This is a genomic window from Streptomyces indicus, from assembly GCF_900100315.1.
In the GTDB taxonomy this organism is placed as follows: domain Bacteria; phylum Actinomycetota; class Actinomycetes; order Streptomycetales; family Streptomycetaceae; genus Streptomyces; species Streptomyces indicus.
In genome coordinates this window covers 22,732-47,369 of sequence record NZ_FNFF01000019.1, presented here as the reverse complement: position 1 = coordinate 47,369, position 24,638 = coordinate 22,732, and the positions used below count along the sequence as shown (strand labels likewise).

Genomic DNA, 24,638 nt, shown 5'->3' with positions numbered 1-24,638 from the left:
GGCCCGAGCCGCGCGGGGCGGGTCGCGCGCCCGGCACCGGAGGGAAACTCCCTGGTGGCGAGGGTCCGTGGCCCGGCGTAGCGTCGGGGACGAGAGCCCCGTATCCGGGCCTATGTGCCGTTTGCCGCTCTGTCAGGCGGTACGCCGGGAGGTCACCGATGAAGCGCGTCCGCAACGTCCTCGGTTCGCTCCTCGCTCTCGCCGGTGCGGCGGCCGTCGTCTGGAGCCCCTTCCGTGCCTGGTACGACGGCCGTCTCGGCAGGGACTACCGCATCGGCGAGCTGTTCTCGGGCGACGGGGTCACCGACGCCAAGGCCCAGCTGTTCGGCTCGCTGTTCCTGCCGTTCCTGTTCGTCGCGGTGGTGACCCTCATCGGGGTCGTGCTGCGCTCGCGGCTGCTGATCGCGTTCGCGGGCATCGTGGCGATGGGGTTCGCCGTGCTGTGGATGGTCCGGGTGGGCCAGGCGGAGGGATCGCTCACCGTCGACGGGGACGGGAACGGGCTGGGGGTGGGGGCGGCGAATGCGTTCGTGGGTGGGGCGGTGCTGGTGTTGGCCTCGCTGGTGATGGCGGGGCGGGGGCGGAAGGTGGAGGCGGTGCCTCCGGAGTCTTCCGGGGTGCCGACGCTGGATCGGCCGGGGTCGGGCTGGGGTGCGCCCCCGGGCAGGTCGTCGGACGCGGGCCCGTACGCCGCCCCCGACGCGCCCCCTTACGATGCCCCGGACGCGCCGCCTTACGGCGCCCCCGACGCGTCGGAGGAGCCGCCTCCCGCGTGGCATCGGCCGCCTCCGCCGTCTTCGGGCTCGGGTGCCTGACTTCTTTCTCCCCGCCCCGCCCTTTCACCGTTCCCCGGGGCTCCGCCCCGGACCCCGCATCCGAGCTCCGCTCGGATCGCCTCAAACGCCGGCGGGGCTGGATGTGCGGCCACGGGGCCAGACCCGCCCTACCGCGCCGTCCCCGTCCCCTTCACCGCGTCCAGTGCATACACGCACCGGTCCTTGCTGCACGCGTAGACCACGCCCGCCTGGGCGACCGGGGCGCCCGTGATCTCGCCGCCCGTGGCGAGCTTCCAGCGGAGCTGGCCGCCCACCGCGTCCAGGGTGTACAGGCAGTGGTCGGCCGAGCCGAAGTGCAGGCGGCCCTCGGCCGCGACCGGGGAGCCGATCACCTCACCGCCCGCCTGGAAGCGCCACTTCGGGGTGCCGGTGACGGCGTCCAACGTGTAGAGGCCGTTGCCCGCGCCCACGTGGACGTGCCCGGAGGCGACGAGCACCGGGTCGATGGACGAGCGGGACTCGGTCGCGATGCGCCAGCGGTCGCGGCCGTCCTTGGCGTCCAGGGCGTAGACCGTGCCGAGATAGTCCGCGAGGTAGACCCCGCCGCCGGTGACCGCGGCCCCGGGGGCGTACGCGGGCGGCGAGAGGAAGACCGCGGGGGCCTCGAAGTGCCAGCGGACCTGGCCCGACGCGATGTCGATGGCGAGGACGCGGGTGCCGGCCGCCACGTACACCGCACCGTCGGAGGCCGGGGTCAGGCGGACGGGGACGCCGCCGCAGGAGGCCGCGTCGCCGATGGGGTACGACCAGCGCTCGACGCCCGTGCGGGACTCCAGGGCCCGCAGCCGTGCGTCCTTCCAGACGAAGACGGTGCCTTCGTGGATGACCGGCCCGGCCTCCGGGGTCTCGAAGTCGGTCTGCGCGCCGGTGATCTCCCAGAGCTTCTCGCCGTTCGCGGCCTCGTAGCCGTGCACGGCGCCGCCGCGCAGGCCCGCGACGACCGTGCCGCGGTCCGCCTTGAGCGCGTACACCCAGGCGTCCGTGGGGAAGCGCCACAGGTCGGAGCCGTCGGCCGCGTCGAGCGCGAAGAGCGTGGGGCCGTCGGAGGCGTGGATCCGGCCGTCGGTGATCGCCATCGACCAGGCCACGTCGCGCGTCTTGAACTGCCGCCGCCCGGTGGCCACGTCCAGCGCGTGCACCTCGAAGGAGGTGACGTACACGCGGTCGCCGACGACGTGCGGGGTGCCCCAGACGTCGTTGGACATCCGGAAGCGCCAGGGCCGCCAGGCCGCGGGTTCGGCGGGAGCGGGGGCAGGGGACGGCACGGGTTCCGCGCCGTTCACCCCGGCAGAACCGGCCGCCGCGGACGAGCGCGACCAGGACGCCGCGAGGGCCGCCTCCGGAGCGCCCACCCTCTTGTCGGCCTCGCGCCGCGCGTCGGCCACCCGCGGCCCGGGCCCGATCGGCACAGGTGCACCCGGCAGCCGTACGGGCGCGGGGTCGGGCCCCTGCCGCCAGGCCTCGTCCCAGTCCTCCCCCGCACGGGCCGCACCGGGGCCGCCCACCGGGCGGGCGGGCCGGGGCGGCTGCGAGGGCTGGGGCGGCACGTGGCCGCGTCCGCCGCTGCGGCCCGAGCCCGTGGAGCGCACGGGCGGCCGCCCGCCGCGGCGCGCCTCGATCAGCGCGGTGGCCCGCTCGGGCAGCCAGGCCGAGGCCGTACCGGAGTCGTCGGAGCCGGACGCGAACAGATGCGGGGCGAGCTGCGCCTGGAGGTCGGCGGGGCTGGGCCGCATCGCCGCTTCCATGTGCATGCAGTCGAGGATCAGCGGACGCAGCTCGTCCGGGAGACCTTCGAGGTCCGGCCCTTCCCTGAGCAGCATGAAGACGGTCTCGACCGGGTTCGCACCGTGGAAGGGCGCGTGTCCGGTCGCGGCGAAGACGAGGGTGGAGCCGAGCGAGAACACGTCGCTCGCGCCCGTGACGGAGCGCGAGTCCTTGGCCTGCTCGGGCGACATGTACGCCGGGGTGCCCACGGCCACGTTCGTCATGGTCAGACGCGTGTTGGAGACGCCGGACGCGATACCGAAGTCGATGACGCGGGGGCCGTCCTCGACGACGAGCACATTGGACGGCTTGAGGTCGCGGTGCACCAGGCCCGCGCCGTGGATGGACTGGAGGGCCTCGGCGATACCGGCGGCCAGCCACCGTACGGCCTGGGCCGGCAGCGGCCCGCACTCGTTCACTATCTCTTCGAGCGAGGGCGCGGGCACATAGGCGGTGGCGAGCCAGGGCACGGCGGCGCGCGGGTCGGCGTCCACGACGGCGGCGGTGTAGAAGCCGGAGACGGCACGGGCCGCCTCCACTTCGCGGGTGAAGCGGACGCGGAAGAGCTGGTCCTCGGCGAGCTCGGTCCGGACCGTCTTGATCGCCACCCGGCGGCCCGAGGCCGAGCGCGCGAGATAGACCAGACCCATGCCGCCGGCACCGAGCCGGCCGAGCACCTCGAACGGCCCGATCCTGCGCGGATCGTGCTGCGTCAGCTGCTCCACCACTTGCCTGCCACCTCCCCGTACGAGACCGCGGGACACCCGCAGAGCACGCGCCGGTGCTCCTCGTCAGCGTCTCACCACCGCGCCGCCCAGGCGGCACGCACCCTGATTCTTCCTGGCGCGGGCGGCGGTTGCGAACCCGGGGCCCTATCGGGAGGTCTCACCCCATTCCGGGGCGATTCACGGCAAAACGATCCGCCTCATTCCGCGGGATCCTGAAGGACCGCGAAGACCGCGCCCTGATTGTCCACGAGCGTCGCAATGCGCCCGTACGGAATGTCGACGGGTGGGCTCTGCACCCGGCCGCCGAGCCGCTCGGCGGTACGGGCGGCCTCGTCGCAGTCGGCGACGGCGAAGTAGACGAGGAAGTGCGCGGGCAGTACGGCGGGGACGTCCGCGCCCATGATCTGGCGGCCGCCCACGGAGGTGTCGGGGCCCGCCTCGGTGCCGGCCGGCGACCACGTGCGGAAGCCGTCGATCACGCCGTCGAGGTCGAAGCCCTTGAAGCCGAAGACCTTCTCGTAGAAGGCGTCGGCGCGGGCCGCGTCCCGCACATTGACCTCCGTCCAGCAGAACGCGCCCGGCTCCCCCGCCTTCTCGAATCCCTCGTGCGTGCCGCCCTGCCACAAGCCGAAGACCGCACCCTCGGGGTCGGCCGCGAGCGCCATCGTGCCGAAAGGCCCGACCGGCATCGGCTCCATGACCAGCTGGCCGCCCGCGCTCTTGATGCGGCGGGCGGTCGCGGGGGCGTCGGGGGTCGCGAAGTACACGTTCCACACCGTGGGCATGCGGCCGTCCTGCTTGGGGGCGAGGGCGGCGACGGCGCGGGAGTCCTTGTACGCCTGCGCATAGTGCCCGTACTCGGGCCCGGCACCCTCGTCGAAGGTCCAGCCGAACAGCTCCCCGTAGAACCGCTTGCCCGCCTCGACGTCGGGCAGCAGGGCGTCCGCCCAGCACGGCACACCCTCGGCATACGCGGCGACCATGTCTCGCACCTCCCGGACCAGGGAGCTCCTGTGGCACCCGTCACAGCCAAGTTAGTGCCGTACCCGGCGTACCGCAGGAAAACGAATCGAACACTTGGTCAATTCCGGGTCCGCTGTCGCCACCCGGGGCGAGCCGCACCTCTCCCATATCCCCCGAGTCCCCCTAACTCCCCCGTATCTCCCCCGTCCCCATTTGCAGTCGGCCGAATCGCGCCCCGATCACCCCTCGGTAAGCTGACGGCATGACAGGACAAGTGCGTACCGTCGACGGCCGCGTGGCCGGACGGCGTGGGCAGGCGACGCGTCAGAAGCTGCTCGACTGCCTCAGCGAGATGCTCAGTTCCTCGCCCTACCGTGACGTCAAGGTCATCGATGTGGCACGGAAAGCGGGCACTTCACCGGCGACCTTCTACCAGTACTTCCCCGACGTCGAGGGCGCTGTCCTGGAGATCGCGGAGCAAATGGCCACGGAGGGCGCCGGGTTGACCGAGGTGCTCGCCGAGCGGTCGTGGATCGGCAAGGCCGGCTGGGCGACCGCACAGGAACTGGTCGACAGCTTCCTGGAGTTCTGGCGCAAGAATGACGCGATCCTGCGCGTGGTCGACCTCGGCTCGGCCGAAGGCGACAAGCGCTTCTACAAGATCCGCATGAAGATCCTGAACTCCGTGACCAACTCCCTCACGGACACCGTCAAGGACCTCCAGGACAAGGGCAAGGTCGACAAGGACGTCAATGCGGCCGCGATGGCGGGCTCCCTCGTCGCGATGCTCGCCTCGGTCGCCTCGCACCAGAAGGGCTTCTCCACCTGGGGCGTCAAGCAGGCCGAACTGAAGCCGAACCTGGCCCTGTTGGTCCACCTGGGCATCACCGGCAAGAAGCCGACGAAGTAGCACCGGGCGCCAGCCTCCTGTCATACGGGCGGCGGTCATCCTCCTCGTGAGGACGACCGCCGCCCGTTTCGTTGTGCCGGCCGTTTCGTCCTGCCGGCCCGGGGCGCCTACGGGGTGCGCCGCTCCAGGCGGAACAGGCGGATCTCCCGGTCGATGCGCGCCTGGTAAGTGGCGTACGGCGGCCAGAACTTGAGGCACCTCTCCCAGGTCTCGGCCCGCTCCTCGCCTTCGAGCAGCCGGGCCGTGACCGCGATGTCGGTGCCCTTCCAGCTGATCTCCGCGTCGGGGTTCTTGAGGAGGTTGACCGTCCATACGGGGTGGCCGGGGCGCCCGAAGTTGGAGCCGATGAGCACCCAGGTGCCGCGCTCCTCCTCGGGCATGCACGCGAGCGGCGTACGCCGCGGGATGCCGCTCTTGGCGCCCTTCACGGTGAGGATGACGCCGGGCAGCATCTGCGCGCTGAGCATCACCTTGCCGCGCGTCAGCTTGTGCACGGCGCGGTCCATCGCGGGCACGAAGTGCGGGCCCACCTTCATGAAGAGCCGGCTCGACGACACCTTCTGCATGAGCTTGATTCCGGGCGGCATCAGACCGCGACCTCCTCGGTTCCGTACGGCATCAGACCGCGACCTCCTCGGCGACGAACAGTCCTGCGTGGTCGGCGGCGTGGGCGCGCAGCCGGTGCACGGGGCCGAAGAGCAGCTCGTCGCTCGCGGCCCGCTTGAAGTAGAGGTGCGCCTCGTGCTCCCAGGTGAAGCCGATCCCGCCGTGCAGCTGGATCGCCTCGCCGGCCGCGGTGCGCAGGGCGTCGAGGGCCTGGGCGAGAGCGAGTCCGCCCACGCGCTCACCGTCGTCGCGGCCCGCCGCCCACGCCGCGTAGTACGCGGCCGAGCGCGCGGCCTGCACCGCCACGTACACATCCGCGAGCCGGTGCTTCACCGCCTGGAAGGAGCCGATCGCGCGCCCGAACTGCTCGCGCTGCTTGGCGTATTCGACGGTCCGCTCCAGGGCGCGGTCCGCGGCGCCGACCGCTTCGGCGGCGAGCACGGCGGCGGCCGCGTTGCCGGTGGCCGCGAGGGCCTCGGCCACCACGGCGGCGTCGTCGGGGCCGAGCAACTCGGCGGTGGCGTCCCGCAGTTCGATCCGCGCCTGCGGGCGGGTCTCGTCCAGGGTCGTCTGGCGTACGCGGGCGACTCCGGCGCTGTCCGCCGGTACGAGGAAGAGCAGCGTGCGCGAGCGGGCGAAGCCGCCGGTGTGCGCGGCGACCAGGAGCACGTCGGCGCTGTGCCCGTCGAGCACCTGCTCGGCCTGCCCGTACAGGCGCCAGCCCTCCTCGTCACAGCGGGCCTGCACCCCGCCCGCACGGCCGCCGCCCGCCCAGTCGCCCCGGCTGTCGCCGGACAGGCCGAGCGCGGTGGCGAGCGCGACGCCGGGCACCGCGAGCGCGGCGGTGAGCTCGCCCTCGGCGATCTTCGGGAGCAGGGCGCGCCGTTGCTCCTCGGTGCCGAGGCGGCGGATCAGCGGGACCGCGAGTGCGGCCGTGGCGAGCAGCGGCGAGGGCAGCAGGACCCGGCCGGTCTCCTCGCAGGCCAGGGCGAGTTCGGTGGCGGTGCAGCCGACACCCCCGTGCTCCTCGTCCAACGCGAGCCCTGGCAGGCCGAGTTGGGCGGCGAGGGTGCGCCACAGGTCGGCGTCGTGGCCGGCGGGGGTGCGCACCGCCGCCTTGACCTCGTCGGGTCCGGTGCGCTTGGCCATGAGCTCGCGCAGCGTGCGGCGGATCTCGTCCTGCTCGGCGGTGAACGCGGCGTCCATGGGCGGGCTCCTCCCCCGGGTCCCCTTCGGCGGCCCCGGATCTGACGGCGCGTCATGTTAGGTCTTGCGCGGCGAGATGCACAGGGGTGGCGGGTGCTTTGTCGGTTCCGGCCCGTGGAGCGTCCGTCAGCAGACGGGTCCCGGCTCCTTCGCCACGGCCCGCAGCAGGTCCCCCACCAGGCCGTAGTCCACCTTGGCGGCGCTGCCGAAGCGCAGGCAGCCCTTGCCCATGTTCTGTCCCGCGAGCCGCTCTTCGAAGGCTTCGCGCACGTCGTCGCGCATCAGGTAGAAGGAGACGTACTGCTTCTGATTCGCCAGCGCGATCTCCTGGCCGCCGCCCGGACGCACATAGCCCGGCATGCCGTACGCCATCACCTCGTCGAAGCCGGTGAGCTCGGCGCGGCACAGCTCCACGAGCCGGGTCACGGCCTCGCGTCGGGCCTCGTCCTCGATCCCGGCGAGGTAGGTGTCCACGTCCGGGGCGTCGCTCTGCACCATGCTCCGAGTATCGCGGCAGCGCGCTGCGCCCGCATCGGCCGGGCAGCGAGACGTACGGCGGTTGGGCCGGGCTCGAGCGGATACTCGCGCTGCATGGCCAGGATGTGGAAGCGGCACGAAGCGACACCGGACGCGGGACCGGGCGCGGGACCGGGCACCGAGCGGACCACCGCACCGGACGCCGGGCGGACCACCGCGCCCGACTCGGATCGGACCACCGCACCGGACGCCGCGAGCGGACCCGGACCCGACGCGCAGACCGAGCGGCAGGCGCCGGACTCCCCCGCGCAGCTGCCCAAGGGCGCCTGGTGGCGGGTGCTCAAGGGCACCTTCAAGGAGTTCCAGAAGGACGAGCTGACCGACCGGGCCGCGGCCCTGACGTACTACGGGATCCTGTCGCTGTTCCCGGCCCTGCTCGCGCTGATCTCCCTGCTCGGCGTGGTCGGCAAGTCCGCGTCGGATCAGGTGCTCGACAGCGTCCAGAAGCTGGCGCCCGGCGCGGTGCGCGACGTGCTCAGCAATGCGGTGGAGCAGCTTCAGGGCAAGGCCGGCATCGGCTCGGTGATGGCGCTCGTCGGCCTCGGGCTCGCGGTGTGGTCCGCGTCCGGATACGTGGCCGCGTTCATCCGGAGCGCCAACGCCGTCTACGACATCCCCGAGGGCCGCCCGCTGTGGAAGGTGCTGCCCATCCGGGTCGGCGTGACCGTGGTCCTGATGGTGCTCGCGGTGGCCAGCGCGGTGATCGTCGTGTTCACCGGCGGCCTCGCCCAGGAGATCGGCTCCGTCATCGGCCTCGGCGACACGGCCCTGACGGTGTGGTCCATCGCCAAGTGGCCGGTCCTGGTGCTCCTGGTCGTCGTGATGCTCGCCCTCCTGTACTGGGCCACGCCCAACGCGAAGGTCCGCGGCTTCCGCTGGATCACCCCGGGCAGCTGCCTCGCGCTCGCGATCTGGCTGCTCGCCTCGGCCGGCTTCGCGCTCTACGTCGCCAACTTCGGCTCGTACAACCGTACTTACGGGACCTTCGCGGGCGTGATCATCTTCCTCATCTGGCTGTGGATCTCGAATCTGGCGGTCCTGCTCGGCCTGGAGTGCGACGCCGAACTGGCCCGCCAGCGCGCCGTCGCGGGCGGCCACCCGGCCGACGAGGAGCCGTACGTGGAGCCGCGCGACACCCGGGCCTGGGACGAGGAGGACCTGCGCCGCATGGACCACCACGAGTCCGCGGAGCCGGAACCCTCGGCCGGTCCGGAACCCTCGCGTGATCCGGAGCCCTCGCGCGGCCGGTCGCCCTCCGAGCGGACCTGAGACCCTCCGAGCGGACCTGAGACCCTCCGGCGGACCTGAGACCTCCCGGCGGATAGGTCCCTCCCGGCGGATAGGTCCCTCCCGGCGGATAGGTCCCTCCCGGCGGACCCGTGCCCCTCCCGGCCCCGGAGGCGCCTCCGCACCGGACGCACCTCCGCACCGGGCCGAAGCACGCCCCCCGGCGCGCCTTCCGCGCGCCCGACGGAACTGACCCGGCCCGCCTGGGGTACCCGGGAACCGTCACCGCCCCCTCCGAGACCCGACCACGCCCCTGGAGGCGCCGATGAAAGCCTCGAAGATCGCGTACAAGCCCGTCGGCATGGCTCTGGGTGCCGTCAGCGGCATGCTCGCCGGAGCCGTCTTCAAAGAGATCTGGAAGCGGATCGGAAACGACGAGGACGCCCCTGACGCCACCGACGAGGACCGCACCTGGCGCGAGGTCATGACGGCGGCCGTCCTCCAGGGAGCGATCTTCGCCGGGGTGAAGGCCGCCGTCGACCGCGGCGGCGCCACCGCCACCCGCCGCCTGACGGGCGTCTGGCCGGGCTGACCCCGGACCGCCGCAGCACACGGCCCCGGACCGCCACAGCAGACAGCCCCCGGCCCCCGCAGGCCGGGGGCCGTCCCTTCGCCCACCGCGAGGATCAACCCCTCCCCACCGCGAGGATCAACCCCTGCCCCGCACACCGAATCTGATGTACCGTCAGATTCATGTCCACCGTCATAGCCGGCGCCCCCCGGCGCAAAGTAGCCGTGGCCGGAATCGCCCTGTCCGACTGCGGCAAGGTCGACGACGCCACCCCCTACGCCCTGCACGCGCAGGCCGCCCGCAGGGCGCTCGCCGACTCCGGGCTCGACCGGAGCGTGGTCGACGGGTTCGCCTCCGCCGGGCTCGGGATCCTCGCCCCGGTCGAGGTCGCCGAGTACCTGGGCCTCAAGCCCACCTGGGTCGACTCCACCTCGGTGGGCGGCTCGACGTGGGAGGTGATGGCCGCGCATGCCGCCGACGCCATCGCCGCGGGGCACGCCAACGCCGTCCTGCTCGTCTACGGGTCCACCGCGCGCGCCGACATCAAGGCCAGGCGGCGCACGTCGAACCTGTCGTTCGGCGCGCGCGGCCCGCTCCAGTTCGAGGTCCCGTACGGGCACACGCTCATCTCGAAGTACGCGATGGCCGCGCGCCGCCACATGCACGAGTACGGCACGACCCTGGAGCAGCTCGCCGAAGTGGCCGTGCAGGCGCGGGCGAACGCCGCGCACAACCCCGACGCCATGTTCCGCGACCCGATCACGGTGGACGAGGTCCTGTCCGGGCCGATGATCGCGGACCCGTTCACGAAGCTGCACTGCTGCATCCGCTCGGACGGCGGCGCGGCGGTGCTCCTGGTCGCCGAGGAGTACGTGGCCGACTGCGCGAAGGACCCGGTGTGGGTGCTCGGCGCGGGCGAGCACATCTCGCACACGACGATGAGCGAGTGGGAGGACTTCACCGTCTCGCCCGCGGCCGTCAGCGGAAAGCTGGCCTTCGAGCGGGCCGGGGTGACCCCCGCGGACATCGACATCGCGGAGATCTACGACGCCTTCACGTACATGACCCTCGTGACCCTCGAGGACCTCGGCTTCTGCGCGAAGGGCGAGGGCGGCTCCTTCGTCGAGAAGGGGCGGCTCACCCTCACCGGGGACCTGCCGGTGAACACCGACGGCGGCGGGCTCTCCGCCCAGCATCCGGGCATGCGCGGCCTGTTCCTCCTGGTCGAGGCCGTACGGCAGCTGCGCGGCGAGGCGGGCGAGGGCCAGGTGCGCAAGGCCGGCGGACGGCTGCCCGAGCTGGCGGTGGCCTCGGGGACGGGCGGCTGGTTCTGCTCGTCGGGAACGGTGGTCCTGGGGCGCTGAGCGCACCCCGCGACGGGAGACGCGGGCGGGACCGCCAGGACGCAGAACGCAGGCGCGGGCGGGGGCCGGCGGCACGCAGCCGCCGGCCCCCGCCCGTTGCGCGGTGCCGGGATCAGCCGAAGAACGGCAGCTTGATCTCGGGCAGCTTCGTGCCCGGCGCCGGCAGCTTGATCGTCGACGGGTCGAGCGGCTTGGAGACCAGCTTGATGGCCGCGTCCAGGCTGAGCGCGCTCGCGATGTTGGCCACCGCGGTGTTCACCAGCGAGATCGAGGCGAGGATCGAGTCGGTGTCCTTCTTCTCGATGGCGTCGACCAGGGCCTTCGCCTGGACGGCGAGGCCCGCCATCGCCGCGTCCAGCTGCGGGACGTCCGCCGGGGCCGGGGCCGAGGCGATCGCACGGTCGAAGGCCGCACGGTAGGCGGCGGTGTCGACCGGGCCCTTCTCGGCGGCCGCGACCAGGTTGTCGGCGGTGGTGAGCACCGCGCGCAGCATGTCCTCGTACTCGGCCTGGTGGTCGGCCGGGACGGCGGCACGGGCCGGGGCGACGGCGGCGAAGGAGGTGCCCGCGGTGCCGAGCACGACGGCTCCGGCGAGCACCGCGCCGACGAGGGCGCGGGCGGTGGTGTGCTTTCGCATGTGAGGGGGTCCCTTCCGGGGTCTTTGGTTGAGGGGAACGGGCCGGCCCTGACCACAGCCTGTGATCACCTATGACGCTCCGCAACCGCACTGGGCCGAACAGGAGCGCCCCAGGCATCTCCCGGGCCGCAGCGGGTAGACGGAAATCCGGGCCGCTGCGGGCCGACGGAGACCCCCGCCCCGAACGGCGGAACGGACGGAATAGGTCCGCCCGCCGCCGCCTTGTGCCGTACGCCGGACCGAACCACCCGACGACGTGCCCCAGGGATCCCGAGCCATCTCAGCCATCTCAGCGATCCCCGTGGCACCCACATCCGAAGGAGAAGTCCCTCATGGCACTCACTCGCGAAGAGCGCGAGCAGTTCCTCGCCGAGCCGCATGTCGCCGCCCTGTCGGTGGACGCGGGCGACGGGCGCGCGCCCCTGACGGTGCCGGTCTGGTACCAGTACGCGCCCGGCGGCGACATCTGGATCCACACGGGCAAGGGCTCGCGCAAGCACCAACTCATCGAGAAGGCAGGCCGGTTGACGCTGATGATCGACCGCGTCCAGCCGAGCGTGCGCTACGTCTCGGTCGAAGGCCCGGTGGTCTCCACCGGGCCGGCGGGCCGCGAGCACGTGCTGGAGCTGGCCACGCGCTACATGCCGCCCGAGAAGGTCGAGGGCTATGTCGCGTACGCCGAGGCGAACCACGGCGAGTCGGTGATCATCACGGTCCGCCCCGAGCGCTGGGTCTCCTCGGACCTCGGCAGCTTCTGACCGGTCGGTCGGGTGCGGGTCTCTCGTACGAGAATCACCGCATGACGTCGTACGAGGGACACGCACCGCACCCGACCGCCGCACCCACCGCCGCGGAGTTCCTGGAGCTCCTCAAGGCCCAGCGCGTCTGGGACATCGAGCTGCCCGGGTTCGACCCCGCCACGGCGCCGGACGAGCCGCTGCCCCTGTTCCGTAGGTGGTTCGCGGAGGCCGTGGCGGCGGGCCAGGCCGAGCCGCACACGATGCAGCTCGCCACGGCCGACGCGTCCGGCGCCCCCGATGTGCGCACCCTGATGCTGCACGGCGCCGACGAGGACGGCTGGCACTTCGCCTCGCACGCCACCAGCGCCAAGGGCCGCCAGCTGACCGGGCGCCCCGAGGCGGCCCTGCACTTCTACTGGCCCGCGCAGGCCCGCCAGATCCGGCTGCGCGGCACCGTCACCGCGGCGCCGTCCGCCGAGAGCCAGGCCGATCTGCACGCCCGCTCGACGGGTGCGCTCGCGGCCGCGCTGGTCGGGCGGCAGAGCGAACTCCTCGGCTCCCGGGAGGAGTTGGCGCGTGCGTCCGAGGCGGCCTGGGAGCGGGCACAGGCAGAGCCCGGGGCGCCCGTCGGGACCTGGACGCTGTACGTGCTCGACCCGGTGGAGGCTGAGTTCTTCCAGGGTGACGCCCGTCGGCAGCACGTACGGCTGAAGTACCGGCGGGCGGGGGCGGGTTGGGAGCGCACGCTGCTCTGGCCGTGAGCGGCCGGGGGCCGCGGGACCCGGTCAGGGGGCCGGACGGAACACCGCCACCCGGAACCCCTCCGCCTCCCGGAAGGTGACCTGGAGCTCCATGCCGACCGCGAGGTCCGCTTCCGCGCACTCGACCACCTCGGTCATCATCCGCGGCCCTTCGGCCAGGTCGACCACGGCGGCGGTGTACGGGGTGCGGGTGCCGAAGGGCGGCAGGTCGTTGCGGTGCACCACGGACCAGGTGTAGAGCGTGGCGCGCCCGCTCGCCTCGGTCCACGCCACGTTCTCGCTCCAGCAGTGCGGGCAGAACTCGCGCGGGTAGTGGTGCGTGCGGCCGCAGTCCCCGCACGTCCGCAGGAGCAGCCGGCCCTCGGCCGCGGCGGCCCAGTAGGGCTCGGTGAAGGCGTCGGGCTCGGGCAGGTCGAACCGTACGGACGAGGAGGAAGCACCGGCGGTGGCGGCCATCAGAAGAGTCCGATCGCGTGGTCGAGGGACCAGGTCTGCCAGGACATCCCGAAGAGGGCGACGAAGGAGATCAGCGCCATCATCGTGTTCTGTCCCTGCTCGGCCCAGTCGTGGATCATCAGGACGAGGTAGAGGAGGTTGAGCAGCAGGCCGCCGACCAGGGCGATCGGCGTCAGGAAGCCGAAGATCAGGCCGAGGCCGAGGGCGAGTTCGGCGTAGACGACGATGTACGCCATCACCTTGGGCCGGGGCTCGACGACCTTGGTGAACCCGGTCTTGACGAAGCCCCACTTGTGCTTGCCGGCCACGTCGGCGGCCCACGCGATGCCCGTGCCGCGCTCGAACCAGCCCTTCTTGTCCTTGTGCCGCCAGCTCTCCAGCCACCACAGGCCGAGCCCGATCCGCAGCACGGCCACCCATTCGGCACCGCTGAGCCAGACCGTATCCATGGGCATCCCCTCACCGCTGCCGTTTCTGACGGTACGTCAGTTCAGCGGATGGAGGCGGTCGGGCGCAAGAGGCAGAGGCGATCCGGGCGGCCGGGGGCGCGTCCCACCCGGCCGGGCGACCGCGAGAGCCCGGCGCGCCGGAGACCCGTGATCAATTCGCAACCGGTTTGCCGTTTGACCGCGCCCCATCAAGCACACACGCAATTACGCTGCCGCCCATGGCCGACTCGTCGCACACCCCGTCCCTTGGCATGGACCGCACCGAGGACCGTCCCGTCTACGTCGTGGGCGGCGGTCCCGGCGGTCTCGCGACGGCCGCCGCGCTGCGCGCCAAGGGCGTGCGGGCGGTGGTCCTGGAGAAGTCGGGCGCGGTCGGCGCGTCCTGGCGCGGCCACTACGACCGCCTCCACCTGCACACCACGCGCAAGCTCTCCGGCCTGCCCGGCCTGCCCATGCCGCGCCGCTTCGGCCGCTGGGTGTCGCGGGACAACGTGGTCAAGTACCTGGAGAAGTACGCCGAGTTCCACGAGCTCGAAGTGATCACCGGCGTGGAGATATCCCGCATCGACCCCGCCCCCGACGGCCGCGGCTGGCTGCTTCACGGCAGCGGCGGGCGCGAGCTGACCGGCTCGGCGGTCGTGGTCGCGACGGGCTACAACCACACGCCCCGCCTCCCGGACTGGCCCGGACTCTCCTCGTACGGGGGCGAGTTGCTGCACGCGAGCGACTACCGCAACCCCGGGCCGTACGCCGGCAAGGACGTCCTCGTCGTCGGCGTCGGCAACACGGGCGCGGAGATCGCCGTGGACCTGGTCGAGGGCGGCGCCTCCCGCGTCCGCCTCGCGGTGCGCACCGCCCCGCACATCGTCCGCCGCTCGACGGCGGGCTGGCCCGCCCAGCGCACCGGCATCCTGGTCCGCCGGCTGCCGGTCGGCCTGGTCGACCGCATGGCGGGCCCGATGGCGAAGCTCTCCACGCCCGACCTCGGCTCGTACGGGCTGCCGCGCCCCGACACCGGCCTGTACTCCCGGGTGCGCGAGGGCGCGATCCCCGTGCAGGACGTGGGTCTGATCGACGCCGTGCGCAAGGGGAAGGTGGAGCCCGTCGCGGCGGTCGCCTCCTTCGACGACGGCAAGGTGGTCCTCGCGGACGGCTCGTCGATCGCCCCTGAGGTGGTCATCGCGGCCACCGGTTACTCGCGCGCGCTCGAACCGCTCGTCGGCCACCTCGGGGTGCTCGACGAGCGGGGGCGGCCGGTGGTGCACGGCGGAAAGACCTCGCCGTCGGCGCCCGGCCTGTACTTCAACGGCTTCGTCAACCCGATCTCCGGGATGTTCCGCGAAATGGCCCTGGACGCCGAACGGATCGCGAAGGCGCTGGCGCGCTGAGGCCCTTTCGGCAACAGTTCGCGCACCTGCACCACAACTCGGCACCACTGCACGTGAGTTCACCCACCTTTCGGAGGACGCACATGGCACGTGAAAGATCCAGCCTCAGCAGGCGCGCGATACTCGGCGCGGGCGCGGCGGCGGGTGTGGGCACCCTCGCCGGCCTCACCGCCACCCCTGCGGCCGCCGCCGACCGCGAAGCCGACGTCATCGTCATCGGCGCCGGCCTCGCGGGCCTCACCGCGGCCCGCGACCTGAAGAAGGCCGGTAAGAGCGTGCTCGTCCTGGAGGCCAGGGACCGCGTCGGCGGGCGGGTGCTCAACCTCCAGGTGCCGGGCGGGGGCGTCACCGAAGGCGGCGGCGAGTTCATCGGGCCCACGCAGGACCGGATGAAGGCACTCGCCGACGAGCTCGGCGTCGGCACCTTCCCCACGTACAACACGGGCAAGAACCTGCTGCGCAAGGGCGGCAAGAACACCCCGTACGCCACCGACGGCCTGCTCGGCGCGGTGCCGCCCATCGATGTGGCCGGGCTCGCGAACGCCGCGGCGGTGCAGGCGCTGCTCAACGACCTGGCCAAGAAGGTCCCCGTCCACGCGCCCTGGACCGCCGAGAAGGCGCAGGAGTGGGACCAGCAGACCTTCGAGACCTGGCTGAAGCACAACGCGGTCGTGCCCTCCGCGAAGTTCCTCTTCGACGTGGCCTGCACCTCGGTCTTCAGCGCCGAGCCGCGTGAACTCTCCCTGCTCTTCGTGCTGTTCTACATCGCCGCGGCCGGCAACGAGTCCACCCCCGGCACCTTCGAGCGGCTCACCGAGACGGCGAACGGCGCGCAGGCGATCCGCTTCAAGGGCGGCTCGCAGCTGGTGCCGATCAAGCTCGCCGAGACGCTGGGCGACAGCGTCGTCCTGAACGCTCCCGTGCGCCGCGTCGCGCTCGACGGCGGCACCTACACGGTCACCGCGGACGGCGTGACGGCCCGCGCCCGCAAGGTGGTCGTGGCCCTCGCGCCCCCGCTCGCCGCGCGGATCGACTTCGACCCGATCCTGCCGGCCGTGCGCGACCAGCTGGCGCAGCGCCTCCCGATGGGCTCGGTGGGCAAGGCGATCGCCGTCTACGACAAGCCGTTCTGGCGCGAGGCCGGACTCAACGGCCAGGCGCTCAGCGACCAGGGCGTGGTCCGCTCGACCTTCGACAACTCGCCCGAGGACGGCTCGTACGGCGCCCTCATGGGCTTCATCGAGTCCGACCAGATGCGCGCCCTGAACGGCGCGAGCGAGGCGCAGGTGAAGGCCGCGGTCCTGGCCGACTACGCCACGTACTTCGGCGAGAAGGCGAAGACCCCGACGGCCTTCCTGCTCCAGCGCTGGGACAACGAGCGCTTCACCCGCGGCGGCCCGGTCGCCTACGCACCGCCCGGCGTCCTCACGGCGTACGGCCCCGAACTGCGCCGCCCCGTCGGCGGCATCCACTGGGCCGGCACGGAGACCTCCACGTACTGGATGGGCTACATGGACGGCGCGGTCCGCTCGGGCGAGCGGGTGGCGAAGGAGATCCTCGCGGCGCTGTGACCGTGCGCGGTGCGTGGTCCGCGGCTCGTCGCCACGGCCCACGCACCGCCCGCCTCCTCACGTGCGTCAAGCCCCCACCGCCCTCACTCCAGCCCGTCCTCCACGAACTCCCGGAGGACCCGGCACAGCACCTCCGGCCGGTCCAGATGCACGTCGTGCCCGGCGCCCAGCACGCTGACCGCCCGGGTTCCGGGCCGCCGCGCGAGCATGTCCTCGGCGTCCTCCGGTGCCACGAAGCCGGACTGCCCGAAGACGGCCAGAACGGGGCACCGCACCTTCAGCCACTCCCCGCGGAACGACCGCGCGCCGATCTCCGCCAGCGACCCGACCATCGCGTCCCGCTCGAACCGCGGATACAGACCGCCCGCGCCCTCCTCCAGACCCGCCGCCCAGGCCGCACCCGCGGGTCCGCCGCCGAAGAACGCGGCCGCGGCCTCGCGCGACGGGAAGGGCACCGGCCAGGAGTCCAGCCAGGCCGCGATCTCCTTCGGCGTCCCGGGGCTCGCGTCGCCCGGCACCGCCTCGACGAGGACCAGGGCGCGGACCAGCTCGGGGCGCTCGGCAGCCGTCAGCAGAGCGGTGTGCCCGCCGAGGGACTGCCCGACCAGCAGCACCGGCCCCAGGCCCAGCTCCTCGACGACGGCCACGGCATCGGCGGTGTACGCGGCCCGCGAGACGTCCCCGGGACGCCGCTCACTGGCCCCGTGCCCGCGCTGGTCGAAGGCGACGACGCGGAAGTCCGCGGCCAGCAGCCGGGCCACGGCATCCCATTCGCCCGCGTACCCCGCGAGCCCGTGCAGCAGGAGGACGGGAGCCCCCGGTCCGCCCGAGTCACGGCAGACGAGCCGGACCCCGTCCCGTACCACCGCACGTTCCACCCATGCCATCGCGCACCCTCCCTGGCCGGCCTGCACCGATGCCCGGGATCATGCCGCACGGGCGGAGCAAGGAGCCGGGCATCGGTGCAGGCCGGCTGCCTCTTCCGGCTGGAGACCACGAGGGCGCGGGCACCCGGTCAGGACTGCCGGCCGCATCACGGAACGGGCTGCGGCGTGACGGGACGGCCGAACTCGCACCACACCGTCTTGCCGGGATCGCGCGCGGCCACGCCCCACTTGTCGGCCAGCGCCTCCACGATGCGCAGCCCGCGCCCGCCTTCGTCAGCGGCGTCGGGGATCCTCGGTTCCCCGGCGCCGCTGTCGTGCACCTCGACCCGGAGCACATCGCCGTCCTCGTAGAGCCTGAGCAGCAGGCCCCGTCCGGGCGGGACGCCGTGCAGCAGCGCGTTGGTGGCGAGCTCGCTCACGCACAGGAGCAGGTCGTCGGGGTCGGGCCACTCCCAGTCGGCGAGCGCCTCGCGGGTGAACTGCCTGGCCGCGGGGACGGAGCGGCGGTCCCTGGGGAGGAATCTTTCGCGTAGGTTCACGGGACGAGGGTTACGGAGCGTGCTTATCGTGGAACAGTGCGTCCACTCGTACACCTCCGCTGTACGAGTCGCCACTCGGTCAAGTACGCCTGGGGGTGGGGACATTGCTCAACATGAGCGCGAGGAAGCGTCCGCAGAAGAACGCCTCGGTGATGAAGATGGTCGGCGCCCAGGTCGCGTGCTTGCGCCAGGCCGCGGGGCTGACACAGCGAGATCTGGCCGAACGGGTCCTGGTCGCGGAGACGACGGTCGCGTCGATCGAGCAGGGCCGCCGGGCCCTGATGCCGGACCTCGCACGCTCGGTCGACCAACTCCTGGGTACGGGCGGTGTGTTGGCGGCCGCGGTGGCGAACATGCCGGAGGTGGATCTGTTTCCGTTGTGGGCGGAGCAGTATATCCAGCATGAGCGCGAGGCCATCTCGCTCTCCTGGTACGACTGCGTGGTCATGCCGGGCCTGCTGCAGACCGAGGACTGCGTCCGTGCGGTACTGCGCAACCGCGTCCCCGCGTATGACGAGGACGAGATTGCGGCCAAGACGGCGGCACGCATGGACCGTCAGGAGATCCTGCACCGCAAGGTCCCGCCCACACTGAGCTTCGTTGTCTGGGAGCCGGTGCTTCGCCTCGGCTTCTGCGACGAGCCGACGCGAGAAGGGCAGCTGCGGCACATGCTCGAGTGCGCCCAACTCCCCGGGCTGAGTTTGCAGATCTTGCCCTTGGATGCGCCCGCCCACGCGGGGCTGAACGGCGCGTTCACGTTGCTGGAGACCCCCCACCACCAGCATCTCGCCTACACCGAGTCGCAGCGCGGCAGCCATTGGGTTTCCGACGCCGACGGGGTGTCCATCCTGGCCCGCAAATATGCGATGCTGCGATCACAAGCCGTCTCCCCCGAGGCTTCGAGAGGCCTGCTGAGCCGTTTGCTAGGAGAGCGATGAGCACCGCACTGGACTGGTTCAAATCGAGCTACAGCGGCGATGAAGGCGGCCAGTGCCTCGAAGTCGCCTACGACTGGCGAAAGTCGACGTACAGCAGCGACGAGGGCGGCGACTGCGTAGAGGTCGCCACCCACCCCACCGCCATCCACATCCGCGACTCCAAGCTCACCGACGGCGACATCCTCACCGTCGCCCCCGACGCCTGGGCCGCCTTCGTCGCGGACGCCGCTCGGCGGTGACCGTGCGGGCCGCCATCGCCCCGTAGCCGTACAAGAAGGGGGATCCCCGACACCCGCCGCGCGCCCCTCCGGCGCAGATTCCGGTGCAGAGCTGTTCCTGACGGGCCGTCAGTTCAGTAATCTGACTACGCGTCAGTTCTGTTGGCCGTAACTCAGGAGGCGGGCGTCAGCGATGCTTGGATCGACTCACGGCACCCTCACCACCGACTCCCGCCCGGCCCGCGTGGTGGCCTGCGGCGAGCGCCCCACGCCGGCGGTGCACAGTGTCGCGGGCCCGCGCGGGGCATCCGATCTGGATGTCAGCGGCCGCCCGCTGCACGCGGACGTGCCCGACCTGGACAAGTTCTTCCGGCCCGAGTCCGTGGCCGTCATCGGCGCCTCCGACGCCGAGGGCCGCCCCAACACCGGGATCACCAAGCAGCTCATCGCCTGGGCCGAGCGCGTCGGCGCGCGCCTGCACCCGGTGCACCCGACGCGCGAGTCCGTGTTCGGCATACCCTGCTCGGCCTCGGTGGCCGACCTGCCCGAACAGGTCGACCTCGCCGTCCTCCTGGTGGGCAATCCGCTGCCCGTGATCGAGGAACTCGCCGAGTCCAAGGTGAAGTTCGCGGTCGCGTTCGCCTCCGGGTTCGCCGAGACGGGCGAGGAGGGCGCCCTCGCGCAGGCCCGGCTCACGGCCGCGGTCGAGCGGTCCGGCATGCGGCTCCTGGGGCCGAACACGAACCTCAACGCGTTCGAGAAGTTCCGTGACGATCTCGAAGGCCCCGCCATCGCCCTGATCACCCAGTCGGGACACCAGGGCCGCCCGGTCTTCTCCATGCAGGAGATCGGCGTACGGCTCTCGCACTGGGCGCCGACCGGCAACGAGGCGGACCTGGAGACCTCCGACTTCCTCTCGTACTTCGCCGAGCAGCCCGAAGTCGGCGCCATCGCCTGCTACATCGAGGGCCTCAAGGACGGACGCTCCTTCCTGCTCGCCGCCGACCACGCGGCCCAGCGCGGCGTACCGGTCGTCGCCGTCAAGGTGGGCCGCACGGAGGCCGGCGCGAAGATGGCCGCCTCGCACACCGGCAAGCTGACCGGCGCGGACGACGTGGTGGACGCGGCGATGCGGCAGTTCGGTGTCATACGGGTGGACGGGCTCGACGAACTCCAGGACACCAGCGCCCTGTTGGCCCGGGCCCGCAAGCCCCAGGCCGACGGTGTGGTGGTGTACTCGATCTCCGGCGGTACGGGGGCGCACTTCTCCGACCTCGCCACCGAGGCGGGCCTGAAGCTCCCCACCCTGTCGCAGGCCAAGCAGGACGAGCTGCACGAGTGGATCCCCTCGTATCTGAACGTGGCGAACCCGGTGGACAACGGCGGCCACCCCGTGGGCGACTGGCGCGGCCGGAAGATCATCGACGCGATCCTCGCCGACCCCTCCGTGGGCGTCCTGATCTGCCCGATCACCGGCCCGTTCCCGCCCATGAGCGACAAGCTGGCACAGGACCTGGTGGACGCGGCCGAGCAGACGGACAAGCTGATCTGCGTGGTGTGGGGTTCGCCGGTCGGCACGGAGGACGCGTACCGCAAGACGCTCCTCGGCTCCTCGCGCGTGGCCACCTTCCGCACCTTCTCGAACTGCATCACGGCGGTCCGCGCCTACCTGGACCACCACGCGTTCACCGACGGCTACCGCTCCCCCTTCGACGAGGCGCCGCGCACCCCGTCCCCGTCCTTCCGCAAGGCGCAGGCGCTGATGCGTCCGGGCCAGCAGCTCAGCGAGCACTCCGCGAAGCAGCTGCTTCGCGCGTACGGGATCAGGGTGCCGCGCGAGCAGCTGGTGACCTCGGCCGCGGCGGCCGTGCGGGCGGCAGGCCTGGTCGGCTATCCGGTGGTCATGAAGGCCTCGGGCGCGCAGCTCGCGCACAAGACCGAACTCGGCCTGGTGAAGGTCGGGTTGACCTCCGCCTCGCAGGTGCGCGACGCGTATCGCGAGCTGACGGACATCGCGCGCTACGAGGGCATCAAGCTCGACGGGATCCTGGTCTGCCAGATGGTGGAGAAGGGCGTCGAGATGGTCGTGGGCGTCACCCACGACTCCCTCTTCGGGCCGACGGTGACGGTCGGGCTCGGCGGCGTGCTCGTGGAGGTGCTCCAGGACGCGGCGGTGGCCGTACCGCCGTTCACGGAGGACCACGCCCGCGCGATGCTCTCGCGGCTGCGGGGCGCGGCCCTGCTCGACGGGGTGCGGGGCGGGCCGCCGGTGGACGTGGACGCCTTGGTCGAAGTCGTCCTGCGCGTGCAGCGCATGGCTCTGGAACTCGGCGACGACCTGGCCGAGTTGGACATCAACCCGCTGATGGTGCTGCCGCGCGGGCAGGGCGCGGTGGCGCTGGACGCGCTGGCCGTCTGCCGCTGAGGCCCCCGCAGACCCGCACGTATCTCGCACGTACACGAGAAGGAGCCCCGTGCCCGACAACCAGCAGGAGCAGGACGTCCTCCACACCGTGGAGAACGGCGTCTCCTGGATCACGCTGAACCGCCCCGAGGCCATGAACGCCGTGACCTGGGACCAGCGCGAGCGCATCATGGCGCTGCTGTCCGCGGCGAGTGCCGATCCGTCCGTACGGGCGGTGGTGATCACGGCGACCGGCAAGGGCTTCTGCGCAGGCGCGGACCTGCGCGGCTCACCGGACTCCGGGAGCGCCGAGCGGGTCGTGGGCGATGTGGCCCGCATGATCCGGCAGGGCGCCCAGCGCTTCATCGCCTCGGTCATGGACTGCGAGAAGCCGGTGATCGCGGCGGTGAACGGCACGGCGGCGGGCATCGGCGCACACCTCGCCCTCGCCTGCGACCTGGTCGTCGCCGCCGACTCGGCCAAGTTCATCGAGGTCTTCGTGCGGCGCGGGCTCGTCCCGGACGGCGGCGGCGCGTACCTCCTGCCCCGCCTGATCGGTCCGCAGCGCGCCAAGGAGCTGATGTTCTTCGGCGACGCGGTGCCGGCGGAGGAGGCGCACCGCCTCGGACTCGTCAACCGGGTCGTACCGTCCGCCGACTTGGAGAAGACGGCCCGCGAGTGGGCCGAGCGCCTGGCCCAGGGCCCGACCCGCGCGATCGCCCTGACGAAGCAGCTGGTCAACGCCTCCCTGGACACCGACCGCAGCACGGCCTTCGCGGCGGAGGCGACGGCCCAGGAGCTCAACATGACGACACGGGACGCGAACGAAGGGGTGGCGAGCTTCGTGGAGCGCAGGTCGCCCTCGTACGAAGGGCGCTGAGCCCCGAAGTCCCCTGCGCGGACCCTGGATTACGGAGCCACACCTCTTCCAATCTGACGATGCGTCAGCTTCAATAATTCCGTGATGGGACACGCAGGGATGGCGGCCACCACCATCCGATACCTCAGGTCCACCGGCGCCCTTCCGGCCGCCGAACCCGTCGAAGCTCTGCCCCGCCCGGGCCTCCGGGCGGTGCGCGAGGACGAGCGGCTGCCGCTCGATCCGGCCGAATTCCGGCGCGTACTCGGCCACTTCGCCTCCGGTGTCACCGTGATCACGGCCACCACCCCGGACGGCAGCCCGGCCGGCTTCGCCTGCCAGTCCTTCGCCTCGCTCTCGCTCGACCCACCGCTGGTCGCGTTCATGGTCGCGCGGACGTCGACGACCTGGCCGAAGATCGCCGAAGCGGGCTCGTTCTGCGTGAACATCCTGGGCGCGCACCAGGGCGAGCTGTGCCGCGGCTTCGCGGTCAGCGGCGCGGACAAGTTCGCCGGCGTCGCCTACGACGCCGCACCCGTCTCCGGCGCCCCGCGCCTGGACGGCGCCCCCGCCTGGCTGGACTGCACGATCCACGCCGTGCACACCGGCGGCGACCACCTGATCGTCGTGGGCCGCGTGAACGCGCTCGACGCCGACCGGGACGGCAATCCGCTCCTGTTCCACCAGGGGAAGTTCGGCCAGTTCGTGCGGTAGGAGGGGAGCGCTCCGCTCCCCTCCCTGTCACACCCCTTCCACCCGCGTCAGAAGACGCGGACCTTGGGTGCGTTGTCCCAGGACATGTCCGCCCACGGGCCGCCGATGCCACCCGTGCCGTTGCCGTGATAGATGAACAGCTGGTAGTTGATCGGGCGCATCAGGTCCGACTTCCCGTCGCCGCCCACGTCGCCGACGGAGATCACCGGGGAGTCCAGCGGCCAGGCGTACGGCAGTTGCTTGCGGCTGCCGAACTTGCCGGTGTCCAGGCCGGGGTAGAGCCACAGCACGCGGTTCCCGTCCCGGGCGATCAGGTCGGCCTTGCCGTCACCGTTCATGTCGCCGGGGGCGACGAGCCGGTTCATGGCGTTCCAGCCGCCCGTGCCGCTGACCTTGCGGCTGCCGAAGATGCCCTTGCCGTTGCCGGGGTAGAGCCACAGCACGCCCTCGGTGTCACGGGCGAGGAGGTCGCGGCGGCCGTCGCCGGTCAGGTCGCCGGCCGCGCTGATCTCCCGCATGGTGTTCCAGCCGCCGCCCACGCGGACGCGGGTGCCGAAGGTGCCGTCACCGCGGCCGGGGTAGAACCAGAGCACACCGGTGGTGTCACGGGCGTAGAGGTCCTCCTTGGCATCCCCGTTGTAGTCCCCGTGCCGGACCAGCTGGGTCATCGCGTTCCAGCCGCCGCCCACGAGCTTGCCCGTGGTGGAGCCGTCGGCCTTGCGGATGCCGTTCAGGAACCACAGACGCCCGTCGGCCGCGCGCTCCAGGAGGTCGGAGAGGCCGTCGTTGTTCAGGTCGCCGAACTGGTTCGCGGCGGGCAGGCCGGCCGGCCTCTTGCCCCAGTAGTCGCTGCCCCACTCCATGTAGGGCTTGCCGGAGGTGACTTCGTACTCACTGGCACCCACACGGATCGAGCTGATCGTGTTGTTCCACTTGCTGCCGAGCGACGAGATGGCTCCGTTGTAGTCAGTGATGATCATGATGTCGGAGTCGGTCGTCGTGTAGTTCTCGCCCAGGTAGGCGGTGGCCCACTTGCCGCTGTTGTTCACGAAGGACGAGATGCGGTTGTTCCACGTCCCGAGCTTGGTCTGGCTGGACGTGATGATCTTCATCTCGCCCTTCCATCCCTCGTACTGGAAGACGCAGAAGCTGTTCGCGGGGCAGCGGTCGGACTCGTCCGCCGCGGCCTGGGGGCCGGCCGCGACGACCAGGCCCAGCGAGGCGGCGAAGGCCGCCATGCCGCTGGTGACGCGCCGGGCCAGGGAACTCTTGAACATGGATGGCTCTCCGGTGGAATCAAAGGGACGGAACGGTCTGCGACCGCTCGGACGTCGGAGTCGGATGCCGGCTTCGGCAGACGGGGCG

25 protein-coding genes are annotated in these 24,638 nt (G+C 72.1%); 14 read left to right on the top strand and 11 right to left on the bottom strand.

Features of this window, described 5'->3' with window-relative positions:
- Nucleotides 1-158 precede the first annotated feature (158 nt).
- Nucleotides 159-815: a hypothetical protein gene (locus BLT97_RS32030; RefSeq protein ID WP_176953962.1), complete on the top strand. Its 657-nt coding sequence runs from the start codon at nucleotides 159-161 to the stop codon at nucleotides 813-815.
- Nucleotides 816-943: 128 nt separating this feature from the next.
- Here the strand turns inward: BLT97_RS32030 and afsK are convergent, their stop codons facing one another.
- Together afsK and kbpA are read right to left on the bottom strand one after the other, a co-directional pair.
- Nucleotides 944-3,328, bottom strand: coding sequence for a protein serine/threonine kinase AfsK (gene afsK, locus BLT97_RS32025; RefSeq protein WP_093616580.1), 2,385 nt, complete (start codon nucleotides 3,326-3,328; stop codon nucleotides 944-946).
- Between the two features lie 197 nt (nucleotides 3,329-3,525).
- Nucleotides 3,526-4,311, bottom strand: a complete 786-nt coding sequence (gene kbpA / locus BLT97_RS32020) for an AfsK-binding protein KbpA (RefSeq protein WP_093616578.1) — start codon at nucleotides 4,309-4,311, stop codon at nucleotides 3,526-3,528.
- A gap of 242 nt (nucleotides 4,312-4,553) precedes the next feature.
- Between kbpA and BLT97_RS32015 the strand changes: the two genes are divergently transcribed.
- Entirely contained in the window at nucleotides 4,554-5,201 is a 648-nt protein-coding gene (locus BLT97_RS32015) for a TetR family transcriptional regulator (protein WP_093616576.1), read from the top strand.
- Nucleotides 5,202-5,308: 107 nt separating this feature from the next.
- On the opposite strand, the gene BLT97_RS32010 is transcribed toward BLT97_RS32015, so the two are convergent.
- The 3 genes from BLT97_RS32010 to BLT97_RS32000 form a co-directional block, all read right to left on the bottom strand.
- Nucleotides 5,309-5,788, bottom strand: coding sequence for a nitroreductase family deazaflavin-dependent oxidoreductase (locus BLT97_RS32010; protein WP_093616574.1), 480 nt, complete (start codon nucleotides 5,786-5,788; stop codon nucleotides 5,309-5,311).
- A 31-nt stretch (nucleotides 5,789-5,819) separates the two neighbouring features.
- The gene (locus BLT97_RS32005) at nucleotides 5,820-7,013 is read right to left on the bottom strand and encodes an acyl-CoA dehydrogenase family protein (RefSeq protein ID WP_093616572.1); all 1,194 of its coding nucleotides are present in this window, start codon (nucleotides 7,011-7,013) and stop codon (nucleotides 5,820-5,822) included.
- A 126-nt stretch (nucleotides 7,014-7,139) separates the two neighbouring features.
- On the bottom strand, nucleotides 7,140-7,511 hold the full coding sequence (locus BLT97_RS32000) for a DUF1801 domain-containing protein (protein ID WP_093616570.1): 372 nt from the start codon (nucleotides 7,509-7,511) through the stop codon (nucleotides 7,140-7,142).
- Nucleotides 7,512-7,604: 93 nt separating this feature from the next.
- Here BLT97_RS32000 and BLT97_RS31995 point away from each other — a divergent pair, with 93 nt between their 5' ends.
- From BLT97_RS31995 to BLT97_RS31980, 3 genes are all read left to right on the top strand, one after another.
- Nucleotides 7,605-8,819 carry a YihY/virulence factor BrkB family protein gene (locus BLT97_RS31995; protein ID WP_093616568.1) on the top strand — a complete coding sequence of 405 codons (1,215 nt, stop codon included), beginning with the start codon at nucleotides 7,605-7,607 and terminating at the stop codon, nucleotides 8,817-8,819.
- A gap of 283 nt (nucleotides 8,820-9,102) precedes the next feature.
- Complete coding sequence (locus BLT97_RS31990) at nucleotides 9,103-9,369, top strand: DUF4235 domain-containing protein (protein ID WP_093616566.1); 267 nt, start codon at nucleotides 9,103-9,105, stop codon at nucleotides 9,367-9,369.
- Between the two features lie 161 nt (nucleotides 9,370-9,530).
- Complete coding sequence (locus BLT97_RS31980) at nucleotides 9,531-10,712, top strand: thiolase C-terminal domain-containing protein (protein WP_093616562.1); 1,182 nt, start codon at nucleotides 9,531-9,533, stop codon at nucleotides 10,710-10,712.
- Nucleotides 10,713-10,824: 112 nt separating this feature from the next.
- On the opposite strand, the gene BLT97_RS31975 is transcribed toward BLT97_RS31980, so the two are convergent.
- Nucleotides 10,825-11,349 (bottom strand): hypothetical protein, encoded by a 525-nt coding sequence (locus tag BLT97_RS31975; protein WP_093616560.1) that lies wholly within the window; start codon nucleotides 11,347-11,349, stop codon nucleotides 10,825-10,827.
- A 332-nt stretch (nucleotides 11,350-11,681) separates the two neighbouring features.
- Here BLT97_RS31975 and BLT97_RS31970 point away from each other — a divergent pair, with 332 nt between their 5' ends.
- Together BLT97_RS31970 and BLT97_RS31965 are read left to right on the top strand one after the other, a co-directional pair.
- Nucleotides 11,682-12,107 (top strand): pyridoxamine 5'-phosphate oxidase family protein, encoded by a 426-nt coding sequence (locus tag BLT97_RS31970; RefSeq protein WP_093616558.1) that lies wholly within the window; start codon nucleotides 11,682-11,684, stop codon nucleotides 12,105-12,107.
- Nucleotides 12,108-12,148: 41 nt separating this feature from the next.
- Nucleotides 12,149-12,850, top strand: coding sequence for a pyridoxine/pyridoxamine 5'-phosphate oxidase (locus tag BLT97_RS31965; RefSeq protein ID WP_093616556.1), 702 nt, complete (start codon nucleotides 12,149-12,151; stop codon nucleotides 12,848-12,850).
- Nucleotides 12,851-12,874: 24 nt separating this feature from the next.
- Here BLT97_RS31965 and BLT97_RS31960 read toward each other — a convergent pair whose 3' ends face one another.
- Both BLT97_RS31960 and BLT97_RS31955 read right to left on the bottom strand, forming a co-directional pair.
- Nucleotides 12,875-13,306 carry a Zn-ribbon domain-containing OB-fold protein gene (locus BLT97_RS31960; RefSeq protein ID WP_093616554.1) on the bottom strand — a complete coding sequence of 144 codons (432 nt, stop codon included), beginning with the start codon at nucleotides 13,304-13,306 and terminating at the stop codon, nucleotides 12,875-12,877.
- The gene (locus BLT97_RS31955) at nucleotides 13,306-13,755 is read right to left on the bottom strand and encodes a DoxX family membrane protein (protein ID WP_093616552.1); all 450 of its coding nucleotides are present in this window, start codon (nucleotides 13,753-13,755) and stop codon (nucleotides 13,306-13,308) included. The genes BLT97_RS31960 and BLT97_RS31955 overlap by 1 nt, the downstream gene beginning before the upstream one ends.
- A gap of 218 nt (nucleotides 13,756-13,973) precedes the next feature.
- Here BLT97_RS31955 and BLT97_RS31950 point away from each other — a divergent pair, with 218 nt between their 5' ends.
- The gene (locus tag BLT97_RS31950; RefSeq protein ID WP_093616550.1) at nucleotides 13,974-15,143 is read left to right on the top strand and encodes a flavin-containing monooxygenase; all 1,170 of its coding nucleotides are present in this window, start codon (nucleotides 13,974-13,976) and stop codon (nucleotides 15,141-15,143) included.
- 83 nt (nucleotides 15,144-15,226) lie between these two features.
- Entirely contained in the window at nucleotides 15,227-16,714 is a 1,488-nt protein-coding gene (locus BLT97_RS31945; RefSeq protein ID WP_093616548.1) for a flavin monoamine oxidase family protein, read from the top strand.
- Nucleotides 16,715-16,797: 83 nt separating this feature from the next.
- Here BLT97_RS31945 and BLT97_RS31940 read toward each other — a convergent pair whose 3' ends face one another.
- The gene (locus tag BLT97_RS31940; protein WP_093616546.1) at nucleotides 16,798-17,601 is read right to left on the bottom strand and encodes an alpha/beta fold hydrolase; all 804 of its coding nucleotides are present in this window, start codon (nucleotides 17,599-17,601) and stop codon (nucleotides 16,798-16,800) included.
- A 146-nt stretch (nucleotides 17,602-17,747) separates the two neighbouring features.
- Entirely contained in the window at nucleotides 17,748-18,140 is a 393-nt protein-coding gene (locus BLT97_RS31935) for an ATP-binding protein (protein ID WP_245769659.1), read from the bottom strand.
- 113 nt (nucleotides 18,141-18,253) lie between these two features.
- On the opposite strand from BLT97_RS31935, the gene BLT97_RS31930 reads away from it, so the two are divergent.
- The 5 genes from BLT97_RS31930 to BLT97_RS31910 all read left to right on the top strand — a co-directional run bounded on the left by BLT97_RS31930 (nucleotide 18,254) and on the right by BLT97_RS31910 (nucleotide 23,273).
- The gene (locus tag BLT97_RS31930; protein WP_093616542.1) at nucleotides 18,254-19,078 is read left to right on the top strand and encodes a helix-turn-helix domain-containing protein; all 825 of its coding nucleotides are present in this window, start codon (nucleotides 18,254-18,256) and stop codon (nucleotides 19,076-19,078) included.
- Entirely contained in the window at nucleotides 19,075-19,317 is a 243-nt protein-coding gene (locus tag BLT97_RS31925; RefSeq protein ID WP_093616540.1) for a DUF397 domain-containing protein, read from the top strand. Before BLT97_RS31930 ends, BLT97_RS31925 begins: the two co-directional genes overlap by 4 nt.
- A gap of 172 nt (nucleotides 19,318-19,489) precedes the next feature.
- Nucleotides 19,490-21,721, top strand: a complete 2,232-nt coding sequence (locus BLT97_RS31920) for an acetate--CoA ligase family protein (RefSeq protein ID WP_093616538.1) — start codon at nucleotides 19,490-19,492, stop codon at nucleotides 21,719-21,721.
- 133 nt (nucleotides 21,722-21,854) lie between these two features.
- Nucleotides 21,855-22,580 (top strand): enoyl-CoA hydratase/isomerase family protein, encoded by a 726-nt coding sequence (locus tag BLT97_RS31915; RefSeq protein ID WP_245769666.1) that lies wholly within the window; start codon nucleotides 21,855-21,857, stop codon nucleotides 22,578-22,580.
- A gap of 99 nt (nucleotides 22,581-22,679) precedes the next feature.
- Complete coding sequence (locus BLT97_RS31910) at nucleotides 22,680-23,273, top strand: flavin reductase family protein (RefSeq protein ID WP_093616534.1); 594 nt, start codon at nucleotides 22,680-22,682, stop codon at nucleotides 23,271-23,273.
- 47 nt (nucleotides 23,274-23,320) lie between these two features.
- Here the strand turns inward: BLT97_RS31910 and BLT97_RS31905 are convergent, their stop codons facing one another.
- The gene (locus BLT97_RS31905) at nucleotides 23,321-24,550 is read right to left on the bottom strand and encodes an FG-GAP-like repeat-containing protein (RefSeq protein WP_093616532.1); all 1,230 of its coding nucleotides are present in this window, start codon (nucleotides 24,548-24,550) and stop codon (nucleotides 23,321-23,323) included.
- Nucleotides 24,551-24,638: the final 88 nt, after the last annotated feature.